This is a genomic window from Cupriavidus oxalaticus (assembly GCF_038900635.1).
GTDB classification, from domain to species: domain Bacteria; phylum Pseudomonadota; class Gammaproteobacteria; order Burkholderiales; family Burkholderiaceae; genus Cupriavidus; species Cupriavidus oxalaticus_B.
In genome coordinates this window covers 425,356-445,283 of record NZ_JAYMRX010000001.1, presented here as the reverse complement: position 1 = coordinate 445,283, position 19,928 = coordinate 425,356, and the positions used below count along the sequence as shown (strand labels likewise).

Annotated in this window: 25 protein-coding genes; 5 read left to right on the top strand and 20 right to left on the bottom strand. The window is 61.0% G+C overall.

Annotated features, from left to right (window positions below):
- Positions 1–112 precede the first annotated feature (112 nt).
- Together VSR71_RS02090 and VSR71_RS02085 are read left to right on the top strand one after the other, a co-directional pair.
- A complete protein-coding gene (locus tag VSR71_RS02090) occupies positions 113–1,363 on the top strand; it encodes a hypothetical protein (RefSeq protein ID WP_342912281.1) in 1,251 nt (416 codons plus the stop codon).
- On the top strand, positions 1,363–2,472 hold the full coding sequence (locus tag VSR71_RS02085) for a hypothetical protein (protein WP_342912280.1): 1,110 nt from the start codon (positions 1,363–1,365) through the stop codon (positions 2,470–2,472). The genes VSR71_RS02090 and VSR71_RS02085 overlap by 1 nt, the downstream gene beginning before the upstream one ends.
- Positions 2,473–2,581: 109 nt before the next feature.
- Here VSR71_RS02085 and VSR71_RS02080 read toward each other — a convergent pair whose 3' ends face one another.
- Positions 2,582–2,869: an addiction module antidote protein gene (locus tag VSR71_RS02080; protein ID WP_342912279.1), complete on the bottom strand. Its 288-nt coding sequence runs from the start codon at positions 2,867–2,869 to the stop codon at positions 2,582–2,584.
- A gap of 310 nt (positions 2,870–3,179) precedes the next feature.
- Between VSR71_RS02080 and VSR71_RS02075 the strand changes: the two genes are divergently transcribed.
- Together VSR71_RS02075 and VSR71_RS02070 are read left to right on the top strand one after the other, a co-directional pair.
- On the top strand, positions 3,180–4,007 hold the full coding sequence (locus VSR71_RS02075; protein ID WP_342912278.1) for a lysozyme inhibitor LprI family protein: 828 nt from the start codon (positions 3,180–3,182) through the stop codon (positions 4,005–4,007).
- Positions 4,008–4,194: 187 nt separating this feature from the next.
- A complete protein-coding gene (locus VSR71_RS02070; RefSeq protein WP_029050109.1) occupies positions 4,195–4,515 on the top strand; it encodes a hypothetical protein in 321 nt (106 codons plus the stop codon).
- Positions 4,516–4,520: 5 nt separating this feature from the next.
- Here the strand turns inward: VSR71_RS02070 and VSR71_RS02065 are convergent, their stop codons facing one another.
- The 19 genes from VSR71_RS02065 to VSR71_RS01975 form a co-directional block, all read right to left on the bottom strand.
- On the bottom strand, positions 4,521–4,940 hold the full coding sequence (locus VSR71_RS02065; protein WP_342912277.1) for a hypothetical protein: 420 nt from the start codon (positions 4,938–4,940) through the stop codon (positions 4,521–4,523).
- A gap of 275 nt (positions 4,941–5,215) precedes the next feature.
- Positions 5,216–7,897 carry a glycoside hydrolase family 19 protein gene (locus VSR71_RS02060; protein ID WP_342912276.1) on the bottom strand — a complete coding sequence of 894 codons (2,682 nt, stop codon included), beginning with the start codon at positions 7,895–7,897 and terminating at the stop codon, positions 5,216–5,218.
- Positions 7,815–8,006: a hypothetical protein gene (locus VSR71_RS02055; RefSeq protein ID WP_342912275.1), complete on the bottom strand. Its 192-nt coding sequence runs from the start codon at positions 8,004–8,006 to the stop codon at positions 7,815–7,817. Before VSR71_RS02055 ends, VSR71_RS02060 begins: the two co-directional genes overlap by 83 nt.
- Complete coding sequence (locus VSR71_RS02050) at positions 8,006–8,404, bottom strand: phage antirepressor KilAC domain-containing protein (RefSeq protein WP_342912274.1); 399 nt, start codon at positions 8,402–8,404, stop codon at positions 8,006–8,008. Before VSR71_RS02050 ends, VSR71_RS02055 begins: the two co-directional genes overlap by 1 nt.
- Complete coding sequence (locus VSR71_RS02045) at positions 8,401–9,315, bottom strand: helix-turn-helix transcriptional regulator (protein WP_342912273.1); 915 nt, start codon at positions 9,313–9,315, stop codon at positions 8,401–8,403. The genes VSR71_RS02050 and VSR71_RS02045 overlap by 4 nt, the downstream gene beginning before the upstream one ends.
- On the bottom strand, positions 9,312–9,518 hold the full coding sequence (locus tag VSR71_RS02040) for a hypothetical protein (RefSeq protein ID WP_342912272.1): 207 nt from the start codon (positions 9,516–9,518) through the stop codon (positions 9,312–9,314). The genes VSR71_RS02045 and VSR71_RS02040 overlap by 4 nt, the downstream gene beginning before the upstream one ends.
- Positions 9,519–9,521: 3 nt before the next feature.
- A complete protein-coding gene (locus VSR71_RS02035; RefSeq protein WP_342912271.1) occupies positions 9,522–10,430 on the bottom strand; it encodes a hypothetical protein in 909 nt (302 codons plus the stop codon).
- The gene (locus tag VSR71_RS02030; protein ID WP_342912270.1) at positions 10,430–11,107 is read right to left on the bottom strand and encodes a hypothetical protein; all 678 of its coding nucleotides are present in this window, start codon (positions 11,105–11,107) and stop codon (positions 10,430–10,432) included. Before VSR71_RS02030 ends, VSR71_RS02035 begins: the two co-directional genes overlap by 1 nt.
- A gap of 210 nt (positions 11,108–11,317) precedes the next feature.
- Positions 11,318–12,412 (bottom strand): AAA family ATPase, encoded by a 1,095-nt coding sequence (locus VSR71_RS02025; protein ID WP_342912269.1) that lies wholly within the window; start codon positions 12,410–12,412, stop codon positions 11,318–11,320.
- Positions 12,409–13,236 (bottom strand): DUF7146 domain-containing protein, encoded by an 828-nt coding sequence (locus VSR71_RS02020; RefSeq protein ID WP_342912268.1) that lies wholly within the window; start codon positions 13,234–13,236, stop codon positions 12,409–12,411. The genes VSR71_RS02025 and VSR71_RS02020 overlap by 4 nt, the downstream gene beginning before the upstream one ends.
- The gene (locus VSR71_RS02015; protein WP_342912267.1) at positions 13,233–13,436 is read right to left on the bottom strand and encodes a hypothetical protein; all 204 of its coding nucleotides are present in this window, start codon (positions 13,434–13,436) and stop codon (positions 13,233–13,235) included. The genes VSR71_RS02020 and VSR71_RS02015 overlap by 4 nt, the downstream gene beginning before the upstream one ends.
- Positions 13,433–13,699, bottom strand: a complete 267-nt coding sequence (locus tag VSR71_RS02010; protein WP_342912266.1) for a hypothetical protein — start codon at positions 13,697–13,699, stop codon at positions 13,433–13,435. The genes VSR71_RS02015 and VSR71_RS02010 overlap by 4 nt, the downstream gene beginning before the upstream one ends.
- A 74-nt stretch (positions 13,700–13,773) precedes the next feature.
- The gene (locus VSR71_RS02005) at positions 13,774–13,983 is read right to left on the bottom strand and encodes a helix-turn-helix domain-containing protein (RefSeq protein ID WP_342912265.1); all 210 of its coding nucleotides are present in this window, start codon (positions 13,981–13,983) and stop codon (positions 13,774–13,776) included.
- Between the two features lie 161 nt (positions 13,984–14,144).
- Positions 14,145–14,987 carry a hypothetical protein gene (locus VSR71_RS02000; protein WP_342912264.1) on the bottom strand — a complete coding sequence of 281 codons (843 nt, stop codon included), beginning with the start codon at positions 14,985–14,987 and terminating at the stop codon, positions 14,145–14,147.
- Positions 14,988–15,055: 68 nt separating this feature from the next.
- Positions 15,056–15,334 (bottom strand): hypothetical protein, encoded by a 279-nt coding sequence (locus VSR71_RS01995; RefSeq protein WP_342912263.1) that lies wholly within the window; start codon positions 15,332–15,334, stop codon positions 15,056–15,058.
- A gap of 83 nt (positions 15,335–15,417) precedes the next feature.
- The gene (locus tag VSR71_RS01990) at positions 15,418–16,740 is read right to left on the bottom strand and encodes an integrase family protein (RefSeq protein ID WP_342912262.1); all 1,323 of its coding nucleotides are present in this window, start codon (positions 16,738–16,740) and stop codon (positions 15,418–15,420) included.
- 253 nt (positions 16,741–16,993) lie between these two features.
- Entirely contained in the window at positions 16,994–17,785 is a 792-nt protein-coding gene (locus VSR71_RS01985) for a hypothetical protein (protein WP_342912261.1), read from the bottom strand.
- A complete protein-coding gene (locus tag VSR71_RS01980) occupies positions 17,782–18,390 on the bottom strand; it encodes a hypothetical protein (RefSeq protein ID WP_342912260.1) in 609 nt (202 codons plus the stop codon). The genes VSR71_RS01985 and VSR71_RS01980 overlap by 4 nt, the downstream gene beginning before the upstream one ends.
- A gap of 15 nt (positions 18,391–18,405) precedes the next feature.
- Entirely contained in the window at positions 18,406–18,942 is a 537-nt protein-coding gene (locus VSR71_RS01975; protein WP_342912259.1) for a PAAR domain-containing protein, read from the bottom strand.
- Positions 18,943–19,273: 331 nt separating this feature from the next.
- Between VSR71_RS01975 and VSR71_RS01970 the strand changes: the two genes are divergently transcribed.
- Positions 19,274–19,627, top strand: coding sequence for a DUF1428 domain-containing protein (locus VSR71_RS01970; protein WP_029045558.1), 354 nt, complete (start codon positions 19,274–19,276; stop codon positions 19,625–19,627).
- Positions 19,628–19,928: the final 301 nt, after the last annotated feature.

Below are 19,928 nucleotides of genomic sequence, written 5' to 3'. Positions count from 1 at the left end.
AGCTTGTTCAAGGTCTCAGGCATTGATTGGCAGCTGGCAGACCGTGAGTCGGCCAATTTGCTGTCAGCCGGCTGGCAAAGGTTAGAGTTTTGAGCATATTCAGGAGGGGATAATGGAAGACCGGACCACAGGGGCATGGCTCGTCCACCATGCACAGAAGATTCAAGTCACGACCAATCAGGACTTCGACAATGTGGCCTTTGCGGGGAAGTCAGCCATTCTCCTTTCCGCCCTTTCAACGTCTCAACAGGATTCGCTGAGCCACGACAAGGTCAAGAGCCTTGCAAAGGCCAACGGCATTGCCCAAAGGACCGAGCTTCCAGCAATCCTCGAAGAACTTGTGCGGCAGAAATTGATTGATCGAGGCGCGACTGGGATTGAAGTCCTGGGCGTGTCCTCGTCAGCCGTCATTGAGCACGCAGCAAAGATTTTTCATGAGTCTGACCCAGCGCCACACGAACTTGCTGCCGTCGAGGTTGCGGACGTGGTTTCGGCGCAGCCAAAGCGGGAAGTAGATTTTTTTACCGAATTGCAGGATAACTTCAAGTTGTCCTCCAGCGCGGCGAAGGACTTCTTGACAACCGCATCACAAATCGGTTTCTTTGACTCCGAGCAATTGAGCCCTGATGAGCGCATTTACTTCAACGGAAATCTCTTTCGAAAGGATGGCGTCAAGAAAGTGCAAGCAGCTTTGGATAGCCTGTCTGCACCAGAGCGTACCGGCTTGACGACGCTGCAGGAGCAGCTGCAGCAACATGGCTGTGTGCCTGTCGAGATGGCGGTGACGACGACCGGCGAGACCCTATTCCGGAAACTCCAAGCCATCGGACTGATAGACGTGAGTAGCGTTGGGAACGATGCGGGTCAGCACCACTTCGTAACTTCGCCGGCAGCGTTCTCTAAATTTACCAACTCAATCGCCGATGATGCGCTTGATTTGGCGAAGGCGCTCGTCGCCGCGCTAACTTATGGGATGACCAAGAGCACGCAGGGTCGTGGTCGAATCATGGCGTTGACCGCCTTGATGAGGCGTCTTATTGGAGGCCATTTCGTGGGGCCCGCAACCGCCATTGGGCAGGACTACCGGGTGCTTGAATTCAAGCGCGTGATTGAGGTTCGACAGGAATCGAACGGTCTTTTTTCAATGCGCCTCTTGAAGCCGGATGTTGGCAGGCTTGCCTTGGCAGTGCTGGAGGAGGGCGGTGTGATGCCCGGTCCGTCGCCCTTGCTACCAGGGGCAAGCGTCAGCGCCTTCACGGGGCCAGAAAGGAACCGAGTGGAAACCCGACACAAGAACGTAACGCCGCAGTTGAAGAGCGGCGTTGCCTCCCTCCTCGATGATCTCCGCACGGGAGCATATTGATGGCGGCACAGCTTAAGTCCGCTGTTCCTGGCGGCAAAGGCCAAGACATGGAAGAGCGCTTGCGCGCTTATTTTCTGAGCCTCGGCTACTACGTACTTCGCGGCGTGAAGTTTACTTACAACCGCTTTGATGTAACTGACGTGGACCTCTGGCTGTACCTCCGGCCAACGCCCATTTCGCGCGAGCGCTGCAACGTCGACATCAAGAACAAGAAGACGCCCCAAGCCCTTGAGCGGATATTCTGGGCGAAAGGTATTCAGCGCGTCCTCGGGCTGGAGCGATGTATTGTGGCTACCACGGACCCAAGGTCCGATGTGGCCGCCTTTGGCCATGCTCACGAGGTCACTGTGCTCGATGGGACTTTCCTCTCACGACTCGAAAAAAGCGCACGGTCGGCAACGACCCGTCTGACTGAAGAGCAACTGATGGAGTTGGTTGACCGCGCTTGTCTTGGCAAAATCGGTGGGGACTGGAAGGGCGGTTACGAGCGCAGCAAGGCGCGGGTGCTCTCAGGTCTCGATTTCGACGGCGCAAATCAATGGCTGCACGAAATCGCCACGCTACTTGACGTGCATCTGTCGGGTCCCGTTGAGGGGGACGCAGCATTGCGGCTGGCATACGCAAACGTCGGGATGTTCCTCGTTGCAGTCGACTTTTTGATGCAGGGATGCCTGAGTATGGACACCGATCAGAGGCGCTACTACCTGACTGAAGGCTTCCGTTACGGCAAGAACGGCAAAGCGTCTGCGGAGGGAATCGTCCGTGTTGCCTCACGGCTTGTCTCGGCAGCGACGGGGGAGGCAGCGTCTATGGACATCGTTGAAAGAGAGCTTCGGCAGCAGTTTTCCGGTGTTCGCGCAGAAGTGCTTGGCGAATTCTTTGCGAAGGCTGGTGCACAGGGCACCATCATTGAAGTCGCTCGTGAATTTGAGGCGGCGGCATATGCATTGCAGGCGCCTTTCCCTGCTGAGTTGTCTGTGCCCGCGCAAGCCGTCATGGGCACCCTTTCTGACCACTTTGGCAGAGATAGAAAACGGGTGTTGGCATCTCGACCGCAGATGTTTGCACCCGCAAGTCCAGCGAATGCCGCTGGTGCGGCCGGCGCTTAACCAGTGCAGTCGTCCCTAAACTCCGAGGGTGGCTTCCTGACTATTAGCCGTGAAGGCGATTCGCGGTGCGGCGTACCCCAGTACGTCCGCCCCCTTTGGGGGGACTCTTTCATGCCACTGCCGGCACCAGCTTGATTCCGAGCGCCCCGATCACCTTCATGATGGTCGCAAAATCCGGATTCCCATCCCGGGACAGAGCTATATAAAGCGCTTCCCGCTCAATATCGGGGTCGCGCGCCAGTGCAGTCAGACCCCGTGCGCGTACCACCGCACCGAGCGCCCCCTGAATCTCACGAGGATTGCCTTCCTCGAACGCCAATTTCAGATAGTGCAGGATGGACTCATCGTCCGTGAGCACTTCAGCTGCGTCAAATTCCTTTAGCTCGCTGATCTTCACTTCCCGTCTCCCAAGCATGGCGCATCGTTTCAGGTGCGATGGTATGGCACGCTTGGCATCGGTGGAAGCAGATAGTTGTTCTTGCGGATCAACGATGGCACCTCGGGCGTGCCCCACTTCTTGAACGCCTTCGCTTACAGTTCGCCCCTCTGAAGGGGGATTCGCCGTTTGACGAGTTCAATGATAGGGTCCAGCGCGGCGCGAACACACAAGAAGCCAGCCGCTTTCGGGCGCTAAACGCGTCGCTGGAATTTCTCATAAGGACGGTCTGCTCATGTTAAGGAAGCTACTTGGAACACTTCTAGTCATCGTGGCCCTGGGTCTGGCAGGATGCGGCGAAGAGAAGAAAACATCATTGCTCGACGATATTTCCGGGGTTTGGAAGGCAAAAGGCGAGAACGCCCTCATGACCATCCAGTACACGGACAAGAAGGTCCGATTGCTGTTTGACGACACGTTCATCCCGGTCACCGTTGGCGACACTGATGAACAAAATCGAACCGTCAATTTTAATGTCAAGTCGGCAACCGGAAAGCCTGGTGTCTGGACTGTTCGTCAAATCTGGGACAACAAGGAAAAGACCAGCTTCCATTTGGGGATTACCCTTCACGATGGGAGTCAAGAGGAATTCGGTTTCGTGAGAAAAATATCGACCGATGACCTAAACCGGATTGCCAGCCTTGAGGTCAAATCGCAGCCAGCTCCCTCTCCTCAGCCGGCGCAACAGGTGGCTGCCGCTACCGCCTCTGTTGTGACGCCACCTCCGGCGACGCCAGAGACCAATTTGCCTCAAGCACAGGCCGAAGCTCCGGCAGCCCTGAATGTAGTCGCAACCCCGGCCCCGGCAACTGCCTTTGCTCCGAGCTTTGATTGCGCAAAAGCATCCAATGGCCCGGAGCGGCTCATTTGCTCCAATCAAGAGCTAGCAGAACTCGATGTCGAACTCGTTCAGGCATATAAGCGACTCCTGAGTGCGGCTCCAGACAAGGATTCTGTGAAGAAAGAACAAAATAGCTGGAGAAAGAATGAGCGAGACGCGTGCTCTGCCGCTGCATGCATGGCAAAAGCCTATCGTGACCGGATCGATAATCTGATCACCATGAGCCAGTACTACAACAAACCAGCACAATTCCGTTAAAAGATGGGCCCAGAGGGCGGGAAACTGACCACATGCGGAACAAATAAAGAAATCTACACCCCTCTCATTAGGCATTCATGACACTGTAGACTACGTGCTATAAGGCACGTCGGCATCTTTGCACATGAACGGGTATTGCACAGGTCGCTCTCATACAAACGCAAACAACTTTTTTTCAGGGGAAATCATGGCCACCAAGATCATGCTGAAGCATCCAGCAAGCGGAATGCTTAAAAAGGGCTACTATGGGTACAGCTGGACTTATCTGTTCTTCGGTTTTTGGGTACCGCTCATTCGCGGCGAACTCGGTACGGCCGCACTGCACTTGCTGTTCGGCCTGGTGACGTTCGGCGGCTGGAATATCGTCATGTCGTTCCTCTACAACAAGCAGTACATGACCCGCATGCTCGTCGAGCGCAACTACGTACTGGCCGGATCCGATTCCGAGAATGAGTTCGCCCGGATGAAGCTTGGAATTGCACCGACTGGCGCAGCTATCGCAGCCTAATTACGTCACGCTAAAATAACAAAGGCCTCGCAAAATCGCGAGGCCTTTGTCTTTTTGGCGCCGGAATACAGAGACACAGCACCCGGCGACAGGCGCTGCGTGTCCTTGAACACCACGCGGGGCTTACCTTCCCCACCGCACTCCGGGCATTCCGGATTGGGCTCGCGCGTCAGGGTGAAGCCGGGCCCGCCCTTGGGGTCGAACTCGGGCTCCTCCTCGCCCTTTGCCTCCGCCTTGCGCAGCGCCTTCTCATGCGCCTCCTGGTATCGCTCCCACTCCAGCGTCGTGAACTGGTAGCGGTGGCCCTCGCCATAGCAGCAGCGGCAGGCGCCCACGCGCATTTCCGACAGCTCGCGCGCGTCCGCATAGGCCATGTCCACGAACATGCCCAGCAGCCGGTCCTGCGCGTCCTCGTTGCGGCCCATCAGCTCGCGGATGCGCTTGGCCCGGTAGCGCTGTGAGTTAACAGAAGTTAACAGTCGGAATGCGCCAGGGGGTTAGCAAAACTTAGCAGAAATCGGGGCCTCTGGGCGATGCCGATACCCCGCAAACCCTTATGTGGTGCGGGTTTCACGAGAGTAGTGGGGATGTCGGGAACGATAGTTTGCACAGATACAGAGCCCGCGCGGACCTAACAAAACCTAACAACCGGGGGCGGCGTATCGCCGCCCCCCTTGAACCATATTCACGATTCACGAGATCATCCGCTCAGCCCACCAGTAGCAATCATGGCCAGGCGTCGGTCGCGCAGATCCCGAGATACCGGGCGGTTGTCAGCAATCGTGACCTGCATCGGCGCCTTTCTGTTCATCGGCACTGGAATGGATGCCTGGGCCGTTGGCGGGACTGATGGGGCAGCCGGCAGGCTCACGGACGGCGTGCTCACGTGCGGCGGCGCGGCGGGTGCGGACACGGCAGCCACCGGGGGCAGGGCGGACGGTGCAGCGGCCTGCGCCACGGTCGCGGGGGCGGTCGGCCCGCCAGGCGCGGCGGCGGCGGATGTGGCGCCGGCAGCAAACCCCGGCTTGCTTGTCTCCGCCAGGTACTTGCCAAATTTCTCCTTGCGGTCGTCCAGGCCGTTGGTGCCGCCGTTGATCTTCTTCGTAGTGGCCAGCACGTCGCCTGCCTTGCCAGCGTCGGCCAGTCCCTGACGGCTCCGCCAGTACCACATCGCAATTCTGGCAGCGTTGGCCGGGTCCGATGCCAGCTCAGGGTGGTTCACCAGGTCCAGGCCAGTGGCCTTTGCTGCCGCCGTGTAGTTCGCGCGCCCCGTCAGCTGCGTGAAGCCGCGCCCCTTGAACTTGGCGCCGTCGCCGGCCTCGGTGTTGCCCAGGTTCTTCGCGCCCCAGGTGCCGCCGTACATGGCCTCCGCCGTCGCGCCCTCGCCCTGGCTCAGGATAGCCTTGGCCTGGTCCTCGGTCGTGATGCCAGCGCGCTTGCCGTACATCTTGAGGAACTGCGCCGGTTTGTACTTGACGTTTTCCTCAAGGGACCGGAATCCGCCGCTCTCGTGATCCATCTGCGCCATGAACATGGCCCGCTCGGTCGGGTCTGCAATGGTGGTGGCCTGCTGCATCAGCGCGGCCTTGTTGCCCTTGGAGCCTCCGCCGAATACGCCCTTGACGGCATCAGCCGCGTTGCCTGCGGCGCGACCAATCGGCGCGGCCATCTTCTCGACGCGCTCTTTGCCGTAGTCCACCGCCGCCTTGGCGCCTCCCTTGGCGGCCTCATAGCCGGCTTTGGCCGCATCCACCACCGGCGCCGCCGCCTTCTTGGTGGCATCAACCACAGGAGCGGCCAGCGCCTCAGCCTTGGCCGTGATGGCGTCAATGTCGATGCCGAACTTGTCCTTGAGGAAGGACTTGGCGCCAGCAATGATGGATTTCCAGGCGTCGCTTACGGTCTTCGCCAACTCGGACAGCTTGCCCGTGGCGGCGTTCCAGGTATCCCGGAAGAATCCAACGGTGGAATCCCAGGCGCCCGTAATTTGCTGCCCGACTGCGGCCCAGTCCACGGTGGACAGCCAGCCGCCGACCAGCTCGCCTACCTTGTCGCCAATGACGCCGCCGACGATGGCACCCACGGGGCCCAGGAGCATACCTAGGCCGCCGCCGACCAGCGCGCCGATGCCGCTGCCGGCGCCCGTGAAGCGGTCCTTGCGGTTCTCCTCTGCCGATTTTGTCGGGTCGTCGCCGCCGAAGATGGACGCCAGCGCGGAGCCCCCGGCGAATAGGGCGCCCAGCATTGGCAGTCGTTTGAGCATGCCCTTGCCGGCTCCCATCAGTCCACCCATGAGGCCGCCGCCCTTGCCCAGCAGACCGCCCAGCATCCCGCCAAGCCCACCCAGGAGGCCAGGCTTGTCGCCGCCCGATCCGCCCCCGGTCTTGCGCTCGATTTCCTTGAGCATGCGCATCTGCGCCAGGTTGAAGTCGCTATCCTGGCGGCGCGACTGCCGCAGCTCCTGCCACATGCGGCGGTACCAGGGCACGGCGGCGTCTTTGGCGGGCCCCAGGTTGAACCCGCGCCCGGCAACCTTTGCCACGGCGCCCACGGCCTTGAGCGGCGTTGCGATCAGCTGCCCAGCTTCCTTGGCCGCTTCCACCGTCGGGTCTACCTTGTCCAGGTCGGAGGTGGTACGGGAAATGCCGGAGAATGCCGGCTTCGCACGCGCTAGCCAGCGCGACATGCCGCCATTCTCGCCACGGTCGCTGCCGCCCGCGCTGACACCTGATCCGAAGCGGCCCTGGCTGTCGCGGAACCGGCCTGCGCCGGCCGGCGCGGCTTCAGTGCGCCCCTCGCGTGCGGCCTGCGCCCGCTTTTCTTCAGCGCGCTGCTCCGCTTGCTGGCGGGTGAGGGAATCCACCGCCTTCACTACTGGCGTCAGGTCAGCGGCCGGCTGCTGAGCGCCAGCAACGAAGCGGCCACGGCTGTCGCGCTCGCGCGGGGGCGCAACGCGGGCGATTGCGCCGCGTGCGACGGCGCTCGCCGGCAGGCTGGCCTGGCCGGGCACCTCGCGGGCGGCGCGCTGGATGGCGTGCCCGTTGGGGTTGGTGATCTTCTGGCGTTGCAGCAGCCCGGCCCTGGTGCTGGACTTCAGTAGTGCCAGGATGGCGCCGGTATCGCTGTGCACGCCTTCCATGGTGGCGCCCAGGTCGTGGATATCGGTGGCCGAGTCGGCAATCAGGAAGCCCCTGGAATCGGCCCTCAAAGAAGGTGCGTTCATGTCTTGATTGGGAAATCGCATTTCCGCCCCCACGCGCGGGCGCGCGCCCATAGGGGTAAGGAAAGTACGGTGTTCATCAGTTCTGGGGCCGCTGCTTGGCCTGGCCCAACAGCAGGCGCTCGAGCGTTCGTCCGCAGCATTCCTGCGGCTCTCGCGCATCTGCCAACAGCTGGGCCAGCTCCTGGCAAACCCAGATGTTCAGGCGCTTGAACCCGGCCTTGCGGAGCCGGGCCTTGTGCGCCTCAAGGCGTTCAGCGTTGCTGGTCATCAGCTCTCTCCCGCCCCAGCGATGCCTGCGCGAACAAGTTCGGCTAGGCCGGCCGGTGTTATCACCGCTTGATAGACATACGAACTCCAGCCGATGGTCTTACGGCGCGTCGCCATCCACCCGGGTTCAATTGCGGTGTCGCACGCGGCCCATGCCTGGGTGGCCGCGTCCCAGCGGATCCAGCCGGCCGCCTCCAGCCACGTGAACATCTCGTTTCGGCGCAATCTCAGGCGTTTGGCCGTCTCGGTGATGGAGAAGACCACGGGGGGGAGCGTTTCATCCCACCCCGGCGCGCGGCGGGTCGTCGCGTGCTTGCGCACATTCTCCCCACGGAGGCGCTTCTTCCGGGCTGCGAGGGAGATTCTGGTGAACTCCGCCAGGCTCATCGGTTGCGTCATGAGTTCTCCGAATCGATTGACGCGCCTAGCACCTGGGCGCGCACAGCCGCTTGGCTATACCGCTCTCGAACGGCCGGAATGAGCGGGAGCAGGCCCGCGCGCACATCCTGGACATATTCCTGCAGTGTCTGGCGCTTCTTCAGTCTGCGGCGGACGGGCTCCGCTGCCTCGATCAGCTGCTCAACGGCGGCGAGGTGCGGAGCAGTGCCCGGCATGTCGTCAAAACCGAATCGGGTTCGCAGACGGTCCAGCGTCTCGTCCACGCGCAGCGCAGCAGCGCCCAAGCGCTCAACCTCGCCGGCAGTGAGTTGCTCATCCTCCGAGAAGCGGATCAACGCCGTTGCGAGCTGCGATGCGAGGCCGCCCACTAGATCCTCCGTGTGGCGCATCAGGGCGTGCTGCTGCGCCACCTTGGAGTCGAATTCCATATGCGGGCTCAGGCCAAGCAGGAAATCCGTGCTCACGGCGTACACGCGCGCGGCCTGGCGCAGAAACTGGTGATCCTTGGGCGTCGGGCGGGCGCCGGACTCGATCAGGCTGATCTGCGTGCTGTTGGCGTAGCCGAACCGCTTGGCGGCGTCCACGGCGGTCATGCCGGACATGATGCGGGCCGCGATCAGGTTGTAGCGCAGCGTCTCAAGCTCCTCGGGCTTGTTCTTGTTGCGCGCGAAGCGGGTCAGCGCCCGCTTGACGTGGTGCTCGCGCTGCGAGTCCGGCATTGCAGCCGCCACCGGCGTCGCCGATCCCTCTGGCTTGGCTTCCTCTGGCTCGTCACCGCCCTGTGGCTTGGAGCTGCACCAGGCAGCCTGCTCCACGAGTTTGCTCTTCACGTCGCGCCAGACGCGATTGGCCTTCGCGGAGGCGTGCGCTGCGTGCGCACCGCGCTTTTTTCCCATCGGTCCAAGGTTCACGCGACCTCCTTTGCAGTCAAGTTTTCGGAAGCCACCGGGCCAGGCGGCACGGGAACCCCGTCACGCCAGCGCTCCAGCGACGAGCGCTTGTGGATTGTGCCGGCTGTAACGCCGAATCGCTGTGCCAGGTCCCTCGCAGTGCGGCCTTGCAGGTATGCCGACTTGATGGCAATCCATGCATTCTGGCTGAGTCGAACGCTCATGGATCAGATCCGGTAGATGCGCTGCACATCGCGCCGGTCCAGTGCCGTCAGCGTGGCCAGCGTCACCTGGACGCTCTCCGCGATGATGACGCCATCGCTGGAGCGCGGCGCGGTGATGGGTTCGGAAAGGCTTTCGATCACCAGCGGCTGTAGGGTCATGTCGCCGTACTTCATGCCGATGATCTGGGGTGTCATCGAGGGGAAGACCGTTTGGCTAATCGATTGATTGCCACCGTTCTTGACGGCGTTGGCAATGAACCCGTCATCGGCAAGGAACTGCGGCAGGGCCCACTCCTTGAGCTGGGCCAGCGGGGCGCGCACTTCTGACGCCGGGTCGATCAGCGCGCGGAAATGCAGGGTCATCGACAGCTTGACGGGCGGCATTCCAGAGAACACCTGCGTCGAGTTGAGCTTTGTGATTCCGGCGCGCCCCGTCGCGCTTTGCAGCGCCGCGACCGCAGCTGAATCCCTGCCCGTACCATCTAGCACCGCCTGCGCGACTGGCGTCAGCGACCCGGACTGCATCATCGCGGAGAGGGTCGGCGCCTTGGAGTCAGGCCCTGTATTTTCGAACGGGCTTTGCCAGTTGAGCGTCATTTCACTGGTGCCGTCCATGATCGGGCACCACACTTCATAGTCGTCATCCACGACGAACGTGTCGGCGGCGGAAATCTCGCGCGTGCCGCTGCTGCGCTCCCAGCCCGAGCCGTCTAACATGCGACGCACCGGGTAGAACCGTGCGATCAGGTGCGGGCTGAGTTCGCCCCACTGCGACGTGAGTACTTTGGAGCCGCCCATCATCGTGCTCGCCGGGCCCAGCAGGTTGCCAACCGGGCTGCCGGCGATGGCGCCCTTGATGGCGCCGGTGACTTTCGCGGCAACGCTGCCGGAGATGGAATCGAACAGGGACATCAGGCGCTCGCTTCCGTGCCCAGGATGCTCTCGTCATACCACGGCCCGGATTTGATGAACGAGTCGAGCTGCGCCTCGCGCTCGCGAATCCGCGCCAGCTCACGGCGCCACTCGGCAAGGTCAGCCTCGCCGGGCTTCACGCCGATGGCATCAATCTCGGCTTCGCTGAGGCCGGCAGTCTGGTATCGCTCGCGGGTGTCCGCTTGGGCGCGTGCAAAGCCAGAAATGCGCGCCTCGATTGCCTTGGCCTGAGGGTCGAGGTCGAGCAGCTCGCGCATCACGCCAGTCAGCGTCGGGCGGATTTCCTCATAGCGCGCCTCGCACTTCGCCTTCCAGGCGCGCTGAGCTTCGCGTGCGTCTTCGCGCAGCGCCAGGAAGTCCAGCTCACGCTCGTGCAGCGTCTCAAGAACGGCAAGGTGGAATCGGTCGCCATCGTTCGCTGCTGCAAGGACGGCGTGCTGCAGTTCGCTGGTGAACCCGGCCTCATCGAGCAGCGCCTGGCGGGCGGCGACAACGTTTTCGACCGCGTACGTGATGGATTTGTTGCGCAGCGCTTCAACGTAAAGGCGCTTGAGCGAAGCCGGATAGGCATCGTGGTCGAGGAGGACAGTCGTGGAGACGTAGTGGTCAACTTGCTTGGTCATCTTCAATTCCTTGAACTTGAATGGATAGGTCAATTGTCGGCGGCGGATTCCGAGTGAACGGGGGCCGTTTTCCAGCTTTGGGAGCTTTGGAAGTTCAGGTGGTCGTTTCCAGGCTCTTCCCGAAATTTCCCGGTTTTTCCGAAAACGGACTTTTATGGGACAAACCCACCTTTCCCGAAATTTCCCGTTCCCCCTTTAGGGGGACGGGTAAATTTCGGGAAGGTTTTCGGGAATTGCCGGAGGTCACACGCGCCACAGCCAGCCGTCCTTTGCCCCATACAGGCCACGCGCAACAAGGCCTGTAATCGCCTCTCTGGCGCGTTCTGTCCGCCGCTTGGGGTCGCAGGTCAGGCGGGCGGCCACAATCGGTACAGCGGCCTCCAATTCGAGGCAGGGATGGCTCGGCGGCGCGTCGCCTTTCCCGAAGTCCTCGGAATGGCGCAGCGGGTCCGCCAGGGCGTCAAGCGCGATGCGTTGATTGCCGCCCTGCGGCAGCTTCACGCGATGCACCTCGTCGGCGCTGTCGCCTGGCCCCACGACACAGGACGTAATCAGCTCGTCGTACTCATCGACGCCCAGCTCCGCCACTCGAAGCTCGAAGGCGTTGCGCTCGCCGTCTGCATCGTCCTTGCTCTTGGCAACGGACCACTCGCGGCGTGCACCGTCGCGCGAAACCTCGATAGCGGCGTCCAGCGCGGCAAACAGGCTGCTATGGCCACGCAGCCCCTTCGTACCGTCTTTGCCGGTGTGGTGCACCAGCAGGACCACGCCGCCGATGAGCGCCTGCAGCGCCTTGCACGCCGCGATAGCATCGCCCATGTCCTTGCCTGAGTTTTCGTCGGCCCCTGGTATGGCGCGGTTCAGGGTATCGACCATCAGTAGGCCATTTCGGCCACCAGCGGCGAGCACGGCAGCAGCCAGGTCGGCAATGTCATCATCTTGGCGCAGGTCCAATCCCTGCGTGACGAAGCGCAGGCGCGCAGGCAGCGGGCGGTGATTTTTGATGCTCCACGCCTGGGCGCGCTTGCCCAGGCCGCGCTCGCCCTCCAGGCAGACATACGTGACAGGGGCAGCGGTCACGCGTTTACCAAACCATTCCGGCGCACCTTCAGCGATGGCGGCACACAGGTCCAGCGCCAGGAAGGATTTGCCTGAGGCGGACGGGCCATACAGGGCGGCCAGGCCATCGGCGGGCAGGACGCCACGCACAAGCCAGCGCAGCGGCGGCGCGCTCAGCAGCTCATCGCAAGACTGCAGGCGGAAGCGCGTCGGCGGCGCCGGCTTCGCGATGCGTTCGGCTTTTTCGATGAGGCCCCTCACGATATCGGCCTCAGTCATGCGGCCTCCTGCACAGCGTCGTTGAGGTCGGCCTGCTCTTGGCGAACCAGGAAGACCTCGCAGCCTGCAGCCGCCCAGCGCTCCCCGCACTCACGGCCAGCAGCGATGCCGGCAGGGTCGTCATCAGCCGCGATAGTCAGGACCTCGATGCCTGACAGCACCGGAAATGCAGCCAGGTTCCCGGCGTCAACGCAGCTCCACGTGGGTTCGATGCCCCATGCGAGGCTGAGCGCGGTCTCGATGCCCTCCGCGAGGCCGATGGCGCTCGTTACGGCATCGTCAGGCCACAGGCGAATGACGCCGCCCGCCTTGCGGTGCCCGGACAGCAGAAGGCGCGGCGGGTCAACATCGGCCTTGCGGCCATCGGCTTGAATCCAGGTGCGATGCAGGCTCATGGGTTTGCGCGTCACCGCATCCGTAATCAAACCCACCAGCGCGGGGCCGGTGTACCCGGATGGGTGCTGCAGCGCGGGGTGATAGCGCAGGTCGCCATCAGCGGGCGGGATGCGGCAGCGGCGGGCCTTGAGATAGGCCACAGCCGCGCCCGAGAGCGGCTCGCAGGCGCTCCACAGGTCGCGGCCATAGTCGGACAGCACCTCATGCTTGCGCGTTGCCACGGCCTTGATGCGGGGCTTGAACGGGGCTTGCTGGCGTGCGCCGCGCTCGGGTCGATAGCTCTCCGTGAAGTTGCAGCGGAAGCAGTGCGCCACACCTTTACCGTCCGCCTCGATGGTCAGGCCCAGGGTCTTGTCACGCTCGCCGCGTCCGCAGGCCGGGCACGGGATGCGGTGGTTGCCGGCGTCGAAATGAGTCCAGGCAATCACGCTTCTCCTCCCATAGTGCGCGCCGCCACGATGGCCCACGGGGCGAGCCAGTATTCAGCAATGGGGCGTTTGCAGCCAGGGAACACCGGAGCGGAGAGAACTGGCCAGCCCAGATACTTCAGTTCCTGTACGTAGGCGGCCAGGCGGTGCGTCTGGGCAAATATGTTGCGCTGGGTAGCGCGGCGGGCGGACTGGGTCATGCCTTGCCTCCCGCGTTGGACAGCCAGCGTGCAACGATGGCCTTGTCGGCAGCGCTCAATGAGTAGATGCCCACGCGGACCTCGCGCCCGTCGCGGTCGCGGCGGGATTTCAGGGCGCAAGGAATGTTGAAGCCCAGGCGGCGCAGGGCCAGGACAAGGTCCGGGCCGTTGCTGCAGCCGACCTGGTGGTCGAATTCCTCGCGGGTGAGCGGACCACTCATCAGCGCGAGGAGCGCGCGGCGCTTGCGCGGGTTCACCAGCATGTGAACGTGGTTCGCCGGGGTTGCGTCCGTGCCCGTCCCGGCGAAAAGGTCAGATTGACAGGTGGCGGAGGGGATCACTGCTCGCCCCCGTTGAGGAGGCGGTCAATGTCATCGACGCGCCAGCCGAGGCGGCCATGGACGCGCACGGGGCGGATGGGGCCGTTCTCTAGGCATGACCAGGCGTAGAGCGTGCGGGGCTTGCGATTGAGGAGGGCGGCGGCTTGGTTGGTCGGAACGATTTCCGGGAGGCCAGCGCGATCCATCAGGCCGTTGATCAGCTTCATCTTGAAACCTCGTCATGAGTTGGTATGAAGAGATTTCAAAATTGGCGTGTGTGCCAATCAAGCGTTCAGGGCAAAGTCGGAAAATCCAGTATTGGCGCGGGTTTGCGGGTGATTTTGATTTGGCGTAGTAGTCTGGCGCAGTGTTGAATTGGCGCGCCAATTCACTTTTTCCGCCGTCCGTTCTTTGCTCGCCCCCCAGTAGCGCCGGCAGGAATCATTCGCACAATAGTGGCCACGGAATACTCCTCGCCCCGCTCGTTTTGGCACCCTTTCATCGTGTCGAGAATCTTCCCTGCCAGATTGGGCAGCCTGTCGCGCCCTTCGCGCAGCTGTCGCGCTTTGTGGGCAACATAGGCCATGACCGCCGTGCGCGAATTTCGTCCAACAGCGAGGCGGGGAACTTCGCCATTCTGGCTATCCCCCGTTTGCTCATCGCTGGCATCGAGCACGCCTTGGCTGGCTTCTTCGGTGCGCTCGGGACTTGCCCGCTCGGCGCCGGCCTGGATGCTCAGGTCTTGGTCGGGTAACGGCTGCACGCTCACCGTGGACGCGCCACTTGCCTTCATCTTGCGGATGAGCCGATCAAGCTCATCCTCATCGATGCGCAGGTCGTCAATCGAAACCTGGAGATGCGCCGCGCCGGGCTCGGCATAGAACTCGTCTCTCTCTCCATCCTGCCTGTAGTTAACGACTGTCGTCAGGTCTACAGATTTCCCGCCGTGCAGCCCAAGGTTATATGCCGTGGATTGGCTAATGTAGAGGGGGTGGCTGAAACCCTTCGGAAAGCGCGGCAGCGGCCTTGCCTGGTCGGTCTGTTCGCGGCCTGGCCGGTAGCTCACATGGTTCTTACTGGCGTAAGTGAAGTCCCCTGGCAGCAAGATACGCAGCCGAATGACGCCTAGCGCTGCGAGTCCCAAGAGGTTGATAACTGTGGATTCCTGAGATTCCTCATCGAAAATTTCACCTAGACGATTGGCGGCTTGTTCAAGTTTCTTTGGGAACATAAGGACGGCGCAAGCCATGGAAGGTTTGGCGCGGGACGGTGGGCCGCGCCGGGTATCGAGTGAGCTTGTTACCGGGGTTGACCAGTGGTCGCGCCGCGCATGGCGTCCAGGAGCGCCTGCAGCTCATAGAAGGCGCGAGCGTCGCCGGCCACGTCCGCAATTGTGCGGAAGACCCCGGCAGATACGGCGTCCTCGGGCTCCGCGTGCTTCGCGCCAGCCAGGCCCAGGCTCGCCAACTGGTCGGTCTTGCGGGAAATTTCGGCAAGTCGCGCGCTTGCGAGCGCAAACAGGGTGGCGGGATTGCCTTGGGCGGCAATGAGGGTGTTGCTAAAATCTTGTGCAGCCACTTCGAAAGCTCCTTCTAAGCTTTGGGGTTGGTTAGGCGGCGCGAGGTGTGACAGCACCCGTGCCGCCGCTTTTCCTGAGACCGTCAGGCGGCGGTAACTAGGGTCAAATATGGTTTGACTAGGCCGGGCTGAAACGCGATACCAGCCTGTTGCAATACCCATGCCTCGATACGTTCATGATGCACGCGCAGTAGGTCCAGTGGTCGCACCGTATAGTGCTTCTCGGCGGTTGCGCTGGGCTTGTGTCCCATGATTTGCGCGACCACGCCGGCCGGGCAATCTAGCCACTCCGTCAGGCTCTTAAAGGACCGGCGCATACCGTGCAGAGTTAGACCATCAATGCCGGCGATGGAGCACGCTCGGTCGTGCATCTGATGGGGTTTGCTGATGGGCTTGGGAGCTCGACCAGGGATGCTGACGGAACTGGAGAACACCCATTCGGAGCGCCGGGGCAGGGCGGCGAGGAGATTCGATACGTACGGCGTGAGGGGAATCGTGCGCGCGCCCTCCACTTTGTCTCGGATGGTCAGCCCATTCCACTTGGTATTCACGTCTTCCCACCGCATCTCCAGTACCTCGCCTGGCCTAGCGCCCGTCAGCAGCAACGTTTGCAGGTAGGCAGACACAATGGGGTTCGGCAATTGGCGCACGCCGGCGAACCAACCGGGCAGTTGCTCACGCTGCAATGCATCTTGTTTTACCCCCGCCGTGCCCAGTGCCTCCCGGCTTTTCTTCGTCTTGGCCGGGTTCCCCATGACAGCTGAGGCATAGGCCGGCTGTTCGGCGCACCAGGTGAGAAACCCTTTCAGCAGGCGCCACGCCAGACGGGCGGACGTGGGGCGCTTCTTGCCCTCCCGCACTGCCCATTCCTCCACGGTAGTCGCGTCCAGTCCGGACAGTCTCATGCTCATCAGCGGGTAGAGCGGTCCGGCGATGGTTACACCGCGCCCACGGGTGCCACGTACGGACGGGATGCCGCCTGCCTGAGCCTTGCTCACATGGTCGGTGTAATGGCGCTCGCCCCAATAGGGCTGGCGGTCCTCAAGGTATGCTGCCCAGGCTTCGGCCACGGTGACGGCGTGCGCGGCTGCTGCTGCAAGTCGTGCCTCATGGGCTGCGCGCTGCTCGGCCTTTACCTCGCGGGGGTCTTTGCCTGCGTCAATGAGCGTTTGCAGGCGGCGCGCTTCTTCCTGGGCTTGATCGATGCCCCAGCTTCGCGGGCTGCCAATGGTTAGGCGCACGGTTCTTCCGTGGATCTTGCCTTGGAAGATATAGGACTTCGCTCCATTGGCGGTGGCGCGCAGGCCAAGGCCCGGAGAGTTGGCATCCCACAGGAAGGCTTGTTCTTTGCCTTCTGGACAGGCGTGTTCCTGAATGCGCCGCGCTGTGAAATTGACCTTTGCCATCGTTTGTACCCTTCGGGATTGAGTTACATGACCTTCATGGAACCGCCATGTAACCCAATTGTGCGTCAAACGATGCAAAAAGATCAATAGTTATGAATTGTATGCGCGCACATAACTGATTGATTTTATGTGGGAATAATTTGGTTCTGTCAGTCGACATCACGCAATGACAACTTGTCAGGTCGGACTCATAATCCGTTGGTGCCGTGTTCGACTCACGGGAGGCCCACCATATTTCCGAAAACACAAGGGGTTACGTTGATACGTAACCCCTTGTCGTTTGTATTGTCAACGATGCCCCGACGCTGGTTCTATTTTCAGCGCCAATGTCGGTGTCCAGGGACTCCTTGTCCGCTTCTAATGAAAACTCGAACGGAATCTCGGGCTGCGCGAATCGCAATCGAATCGCGTCTGGGGTCGGCACAAAACGCTGGTTCGTGAATGTGTAGTAGGAAATCAGCAAGCCGACACGTGACTTCTCTGCGCTATCGAAGAGATAGGTGTTCTTCGGAAATGCAAGTCGCGTATTCTTCGTTTTTCTGATCGCCCGGCAGGATGAGAACAGGCTGGGCAGATGTAAGAAGCTTGGCTTTCCCTGATGGGCCAGCGGGTCTATCAGCAGGTAGATTTGCTTGTGACGATCAGCTTCGCCAGACCCATTGCTATCCCCTTCGACGCAGAGAACGGATGGGCGAGCGCGAGTTCGAGAGGTAACGAATACAGCGGCGCTACCAGGGTCAATCGGAGAAGCATGCTCGCCCGGGAACGTTATCGCGCGCGAATAGGAAAAGGATTTTCCGTTAATCGTCACATGATTCGCATAAACGGAGATGTGTGCAATCTTTCCATTAATAGGCCCTGTTAAGGTTGCGTGAATTCCCTTTCTGTCGGAGTAAAGGGTGTCGTGATCTGCTTCGACTGGTTGGTCAAAGATCGCGCCGGGCCGGCTTGCATAGAATGCATTATAATCATCATATGCTTCCGCAACCTGCGCGGTACCACCGAGGAAGGGGATCAACACCAGCACGGATGTTATAAATTTCATCGGTACGCTTTTCCGCCGGTTGCCTTCAGATAGTCTGGATTATGCTGCCAGAAAATGGTGCTGCCGTGCGCGGAGGTTGATATCCACACCGAGTCGTAACGGCCGCGCTCACTGCCCTCCACTTTTCCCGTTCTTCTATCGACAATCCTCCACCGAACGACAATGTCGCGTCTATGCTCGGCGACACCGAAGATATTGTGAGCGGGGCTTCCCCATTTAAATCCGTCTTGTATCTTGCGGTGCCTGGGGTTCGTTTTGAAATCGAGTCCATCCCACCAGAACGCACCTCGCGACGGGTCGTCTCCCTCATTCGCCCAAGCTTTGCGAGCCCACTCAACAGCCAGCTTCATTCCGGGCTCTCCTTCTAGTTGACGGTCGGAGGCCTGCATCAGCTTGTTAAATCTTGCATTGGACCCATCCCAGGCGTACGCATAGTTCGGATCTGCGGCGCGTAGTTGGCTGACTGCCTTGCCGTGCCACGCGCGGCATCGATTCGCTACGGCAAAGGCGATTCCGCCGATTTCCTGAGCGTCGTTTGCCGACGACGCTTCTCCGTATGCAACTGCGGCAAGCAAACGGGTGTCGCTGTCAAGTTTACTGGTCATGTCCGGTGCCGATGCCTATTCGCCCAGCCATATCACCGCACGCACGTCGTGGGTACCGCTTACTGAATGCGTACGGCCATCCGTCATCACCTTGTTTTTCGCTATCAGTTCTCCGCTTGAATAAAGATCGTAACGATATCCTTCAATCGGAGTATTAGTATTGACATCAACCAACTCGAAAAACTGCTCCAGATCGGCCGACAGGCCTGTATATCCGGATCTGGTATGTATTTCTTCCGTTGGCGCGATGCGTCGTCCGCCTCGGTTTACCTGAACCGTGAAACTCGTTTGGCTATGGATGACGGTCGGATGTATGCTGCATTTGCAATAGACTCGAGCACCGCTCACCAAAATCTGTTTTCCGCCTATGTCAAAATCAGGATGGCAGTCGTTCATCACAGGCCCGCCGGTCTTGCATGTCGGGCAAGTTGCATGGTCGCCTTCTATGCCTATTGTCCTGTCATGGTGAAACAGGCTTTGACCGGTGGCAATGAGCTTTCCGCCCACACTCGTTTTATCTCCGTTTCGCAGCGCATAGCGCATATCCGACATCACCTCTCCTATCAGAAATATCTGGAACTCATCAGTGCCTTGAAGGCTGCAAATGCGTCTCATCTTTCCAGAACCGGGATCCGCTAACCATCGGATTCTTCCGAATCGCAGTAAAGTAAATGGATGTTGGGAGTCGGCAGAATAAAAAGCCGATCTGGCTGAAACAGCGGCGTGGGAGACGCCTGGCTCGGGACAGTGCAATTAGGTGTTCCGCGTGAAGGCGTTGTACGGGAAGCTGATAATAAAAGGAACTTTGGCCCGCGTAACGATGGACTAAGGTATTCGGACGCAACCCGTTCGAAACCGTTCAACCCGACGAGGAGTCAGATCCATGTCTTATATCGACGGATTCTTGCTGGCCGTGCCGCAGGCCAATCGCGAAACCTACCGCCAGGTGGCGCAGAAGGCCGCTGCGGTGTTCAAGGAGCACGGCGCGCTGAAGGTGGTGGAATGCTGGGGTGACGACGTGCCGGAAGGGAAGGTGACGTCCTTTACCATGGCGGTCAAGCGCAAGGACGATGAGGCGGTGGTGTTCTCCTGGATCGTATGGCCGTCAAAGGAGAAGCGCGATACCGGTATGAAGGCGGCGATGGAGGATCCGCGCCTGAAGGAAGGGATGGACCCGATGCCGTTCGATGGTCAACGGATGATCTACGGCGGCTTCGAGGTGATTGTTGACGAGTAAGGCCCCTAAATTGCCGTAGCAGCAATCACCGCGCCGTCGTGGCGGCGCGGTGCCCGGTGAGTTCAGATCAGGTGGAAGACCATGCTGAGGGCGATCGCGCCGCCTACGGTCTCCACTGCTGCGAGGGCAAGAAGGTTCTTCAGTACGAATGCATCTTCTTTCTTCGTCACCATGGTCTGTCTCCCGGTCATTGGAATCGTCTTGGCGCTCCATCGACTGCGGCGATCCGCCGCGTTGGCGGTGCCGTGTCAATGTGATACCAGTAGACCTCATGCGCGGCGAGACCGGAAGCTGGCGGAAA

What these genes read in the sequence shown, in the direction of transcription:
- VSR71_RS02070 (WP_029050109.1), top strand. Translation starts at nt 4,195, where the DNA reads ATGGCCACCAAGATCATGCTGAAGCATCCAGCAAGCGGAATGCTTAAA.
- VSR71_RS02065 (WP_342912277.1), bottom strand. Translation starts at nt 4,940, where the DNA reads ATGGGCCGCAACGAGGACGCGCAGGACCGGCTGCTGGGCATGTTCGTG.
- VSR71_RS02035 (WP_342912271.1), bottom strand. Translation starts at nt 10,430, where the DNA reads ATGTCCCTGTTCGATTCCATCTCCGGCAGCGTTGCCGCGAAAGTCACC.
- VSR71_RS02040 (WP_342912272.1), bottom strand. Translation starts at nt 9,518, where the DNA reads ATGAGCGTTCGACTCAGCCAGAATGCATGGATTGCCATCAAGTCGGCA.
- VSR71_RS02085 (WP_342912280.1), top strand. Translation starts at nt 1,363, where the DNA reads ATGGCGGCACAGCTTAAGTCCGCTGTTCCTGGCGGCAAAGGCCAAGAC.
- VSR71_RS01985 (WP_342912261.1), bottom strand. Translation starts at nt 17,785, where the DNA reads ATGAAATTTATAACATCCGTGCTGGTGTTGATCCCCTTCCTCGGTGGT.
- VSR71_RS02010 (WP_342912266.1), bottom strand. Translation starts at nt 13,699, where the DNA reads ATGCTGGTGAACCCGCGCAAGCGCCGCGCGCTCCTCGCGCTGATGAGT.
- VSR71_RS02005 (WP_342912265.1), bottom strand. Translation starts at nt 13,983, where the DNA reads ATGAAGCTGATCAACGGCCTGATGGATCGCGCTGGCCTCCCGGAAATC.
- VSR71_RS01980 (WP_342912260.1), bottom strand. Translation starts at nt 18,390, where the DNA reads ATGACCAGTAAACTTGACAGCGACACCCGTTTGCTTGCCGCAGTTGCA.
- VSR71_RS02090 (WP_342912281.1), top strand. Translation starts at nt 113, where the DNA reads ATGGAAGACCGGACCACAGGGGCATGGCTCGTCCACCATGCACAGAAG.
- VSR71_RS01975 (WP_342912259.1), bottom strand. Translation starts at nt 18,942, where the DNA reads ATGTCGGATATGCGCTATGCGCTGCGAAACGGAGATAAAACGAGTGTG.
- VSR71_RS02015 (WP_342912267.1), bottom strand. Translation starts at nt 13,436, where the DNA reads ATGACCCAGTCCGCCCGCCGCGCTACCCAGCGCAACATATTTGCCCAG.
- VSR71_RS01970 (WP_029045558.1), top strand. Translation starts at nt 19,274, where the DNA reads ATGTCTTATATCGACGGATTCTTGCTGGCCGTGCCGCAGGCCAATCGC.
- VSR71_RS01990 (WP_342912262.1), bottom strand. Translation starts at nt 16,740, where the DNA reads ATGGCAAAGGTCAATTTCACAGCGCGGCGCATTCAGGAACACGCCTGT.
- VSR71_RS02050 (WP_342912274.1), bottom strand. Translation starts at nt 8,404, where the DNA reads ATGACGCAACCGATGAGCCTGGCGGAGTTCACCAGAATCTCCCTCGCA.
- VSR71_RS02055 (WP_342912275.1), bottom strand. Translation starts at nt 8,006, where the DNA reads ATGACCAGCAACGCTGAACGCCTTGAGGCGCACAAGGCCCGGCTCCGC.
- VSR71_RS02000 (WP_342912264.1), bottom strand. Translation starts at nt 14,987, where the DNA reads ATGTTCCCAAAGAAACTTGAACAAGCCGCCAATCGTCTAGGTGAAATT.
- VSR71_RS02025 (WP_342912269.1), bottom strand. Translation starts at nt 12,412, where the DNA reads ATGACTGAGGCCGATATCGTGAGGGGCCTCATCGAAAAAGCCGAACGC.
- VSR71_RS02060 (WP_342912276.1), bottom strand. Translation starts at nt 7,897, where the DNA reads ATGCGCGAGAGCCGCAGGAATGCTGCGGACGAACGCTCGAGCGCCTGC.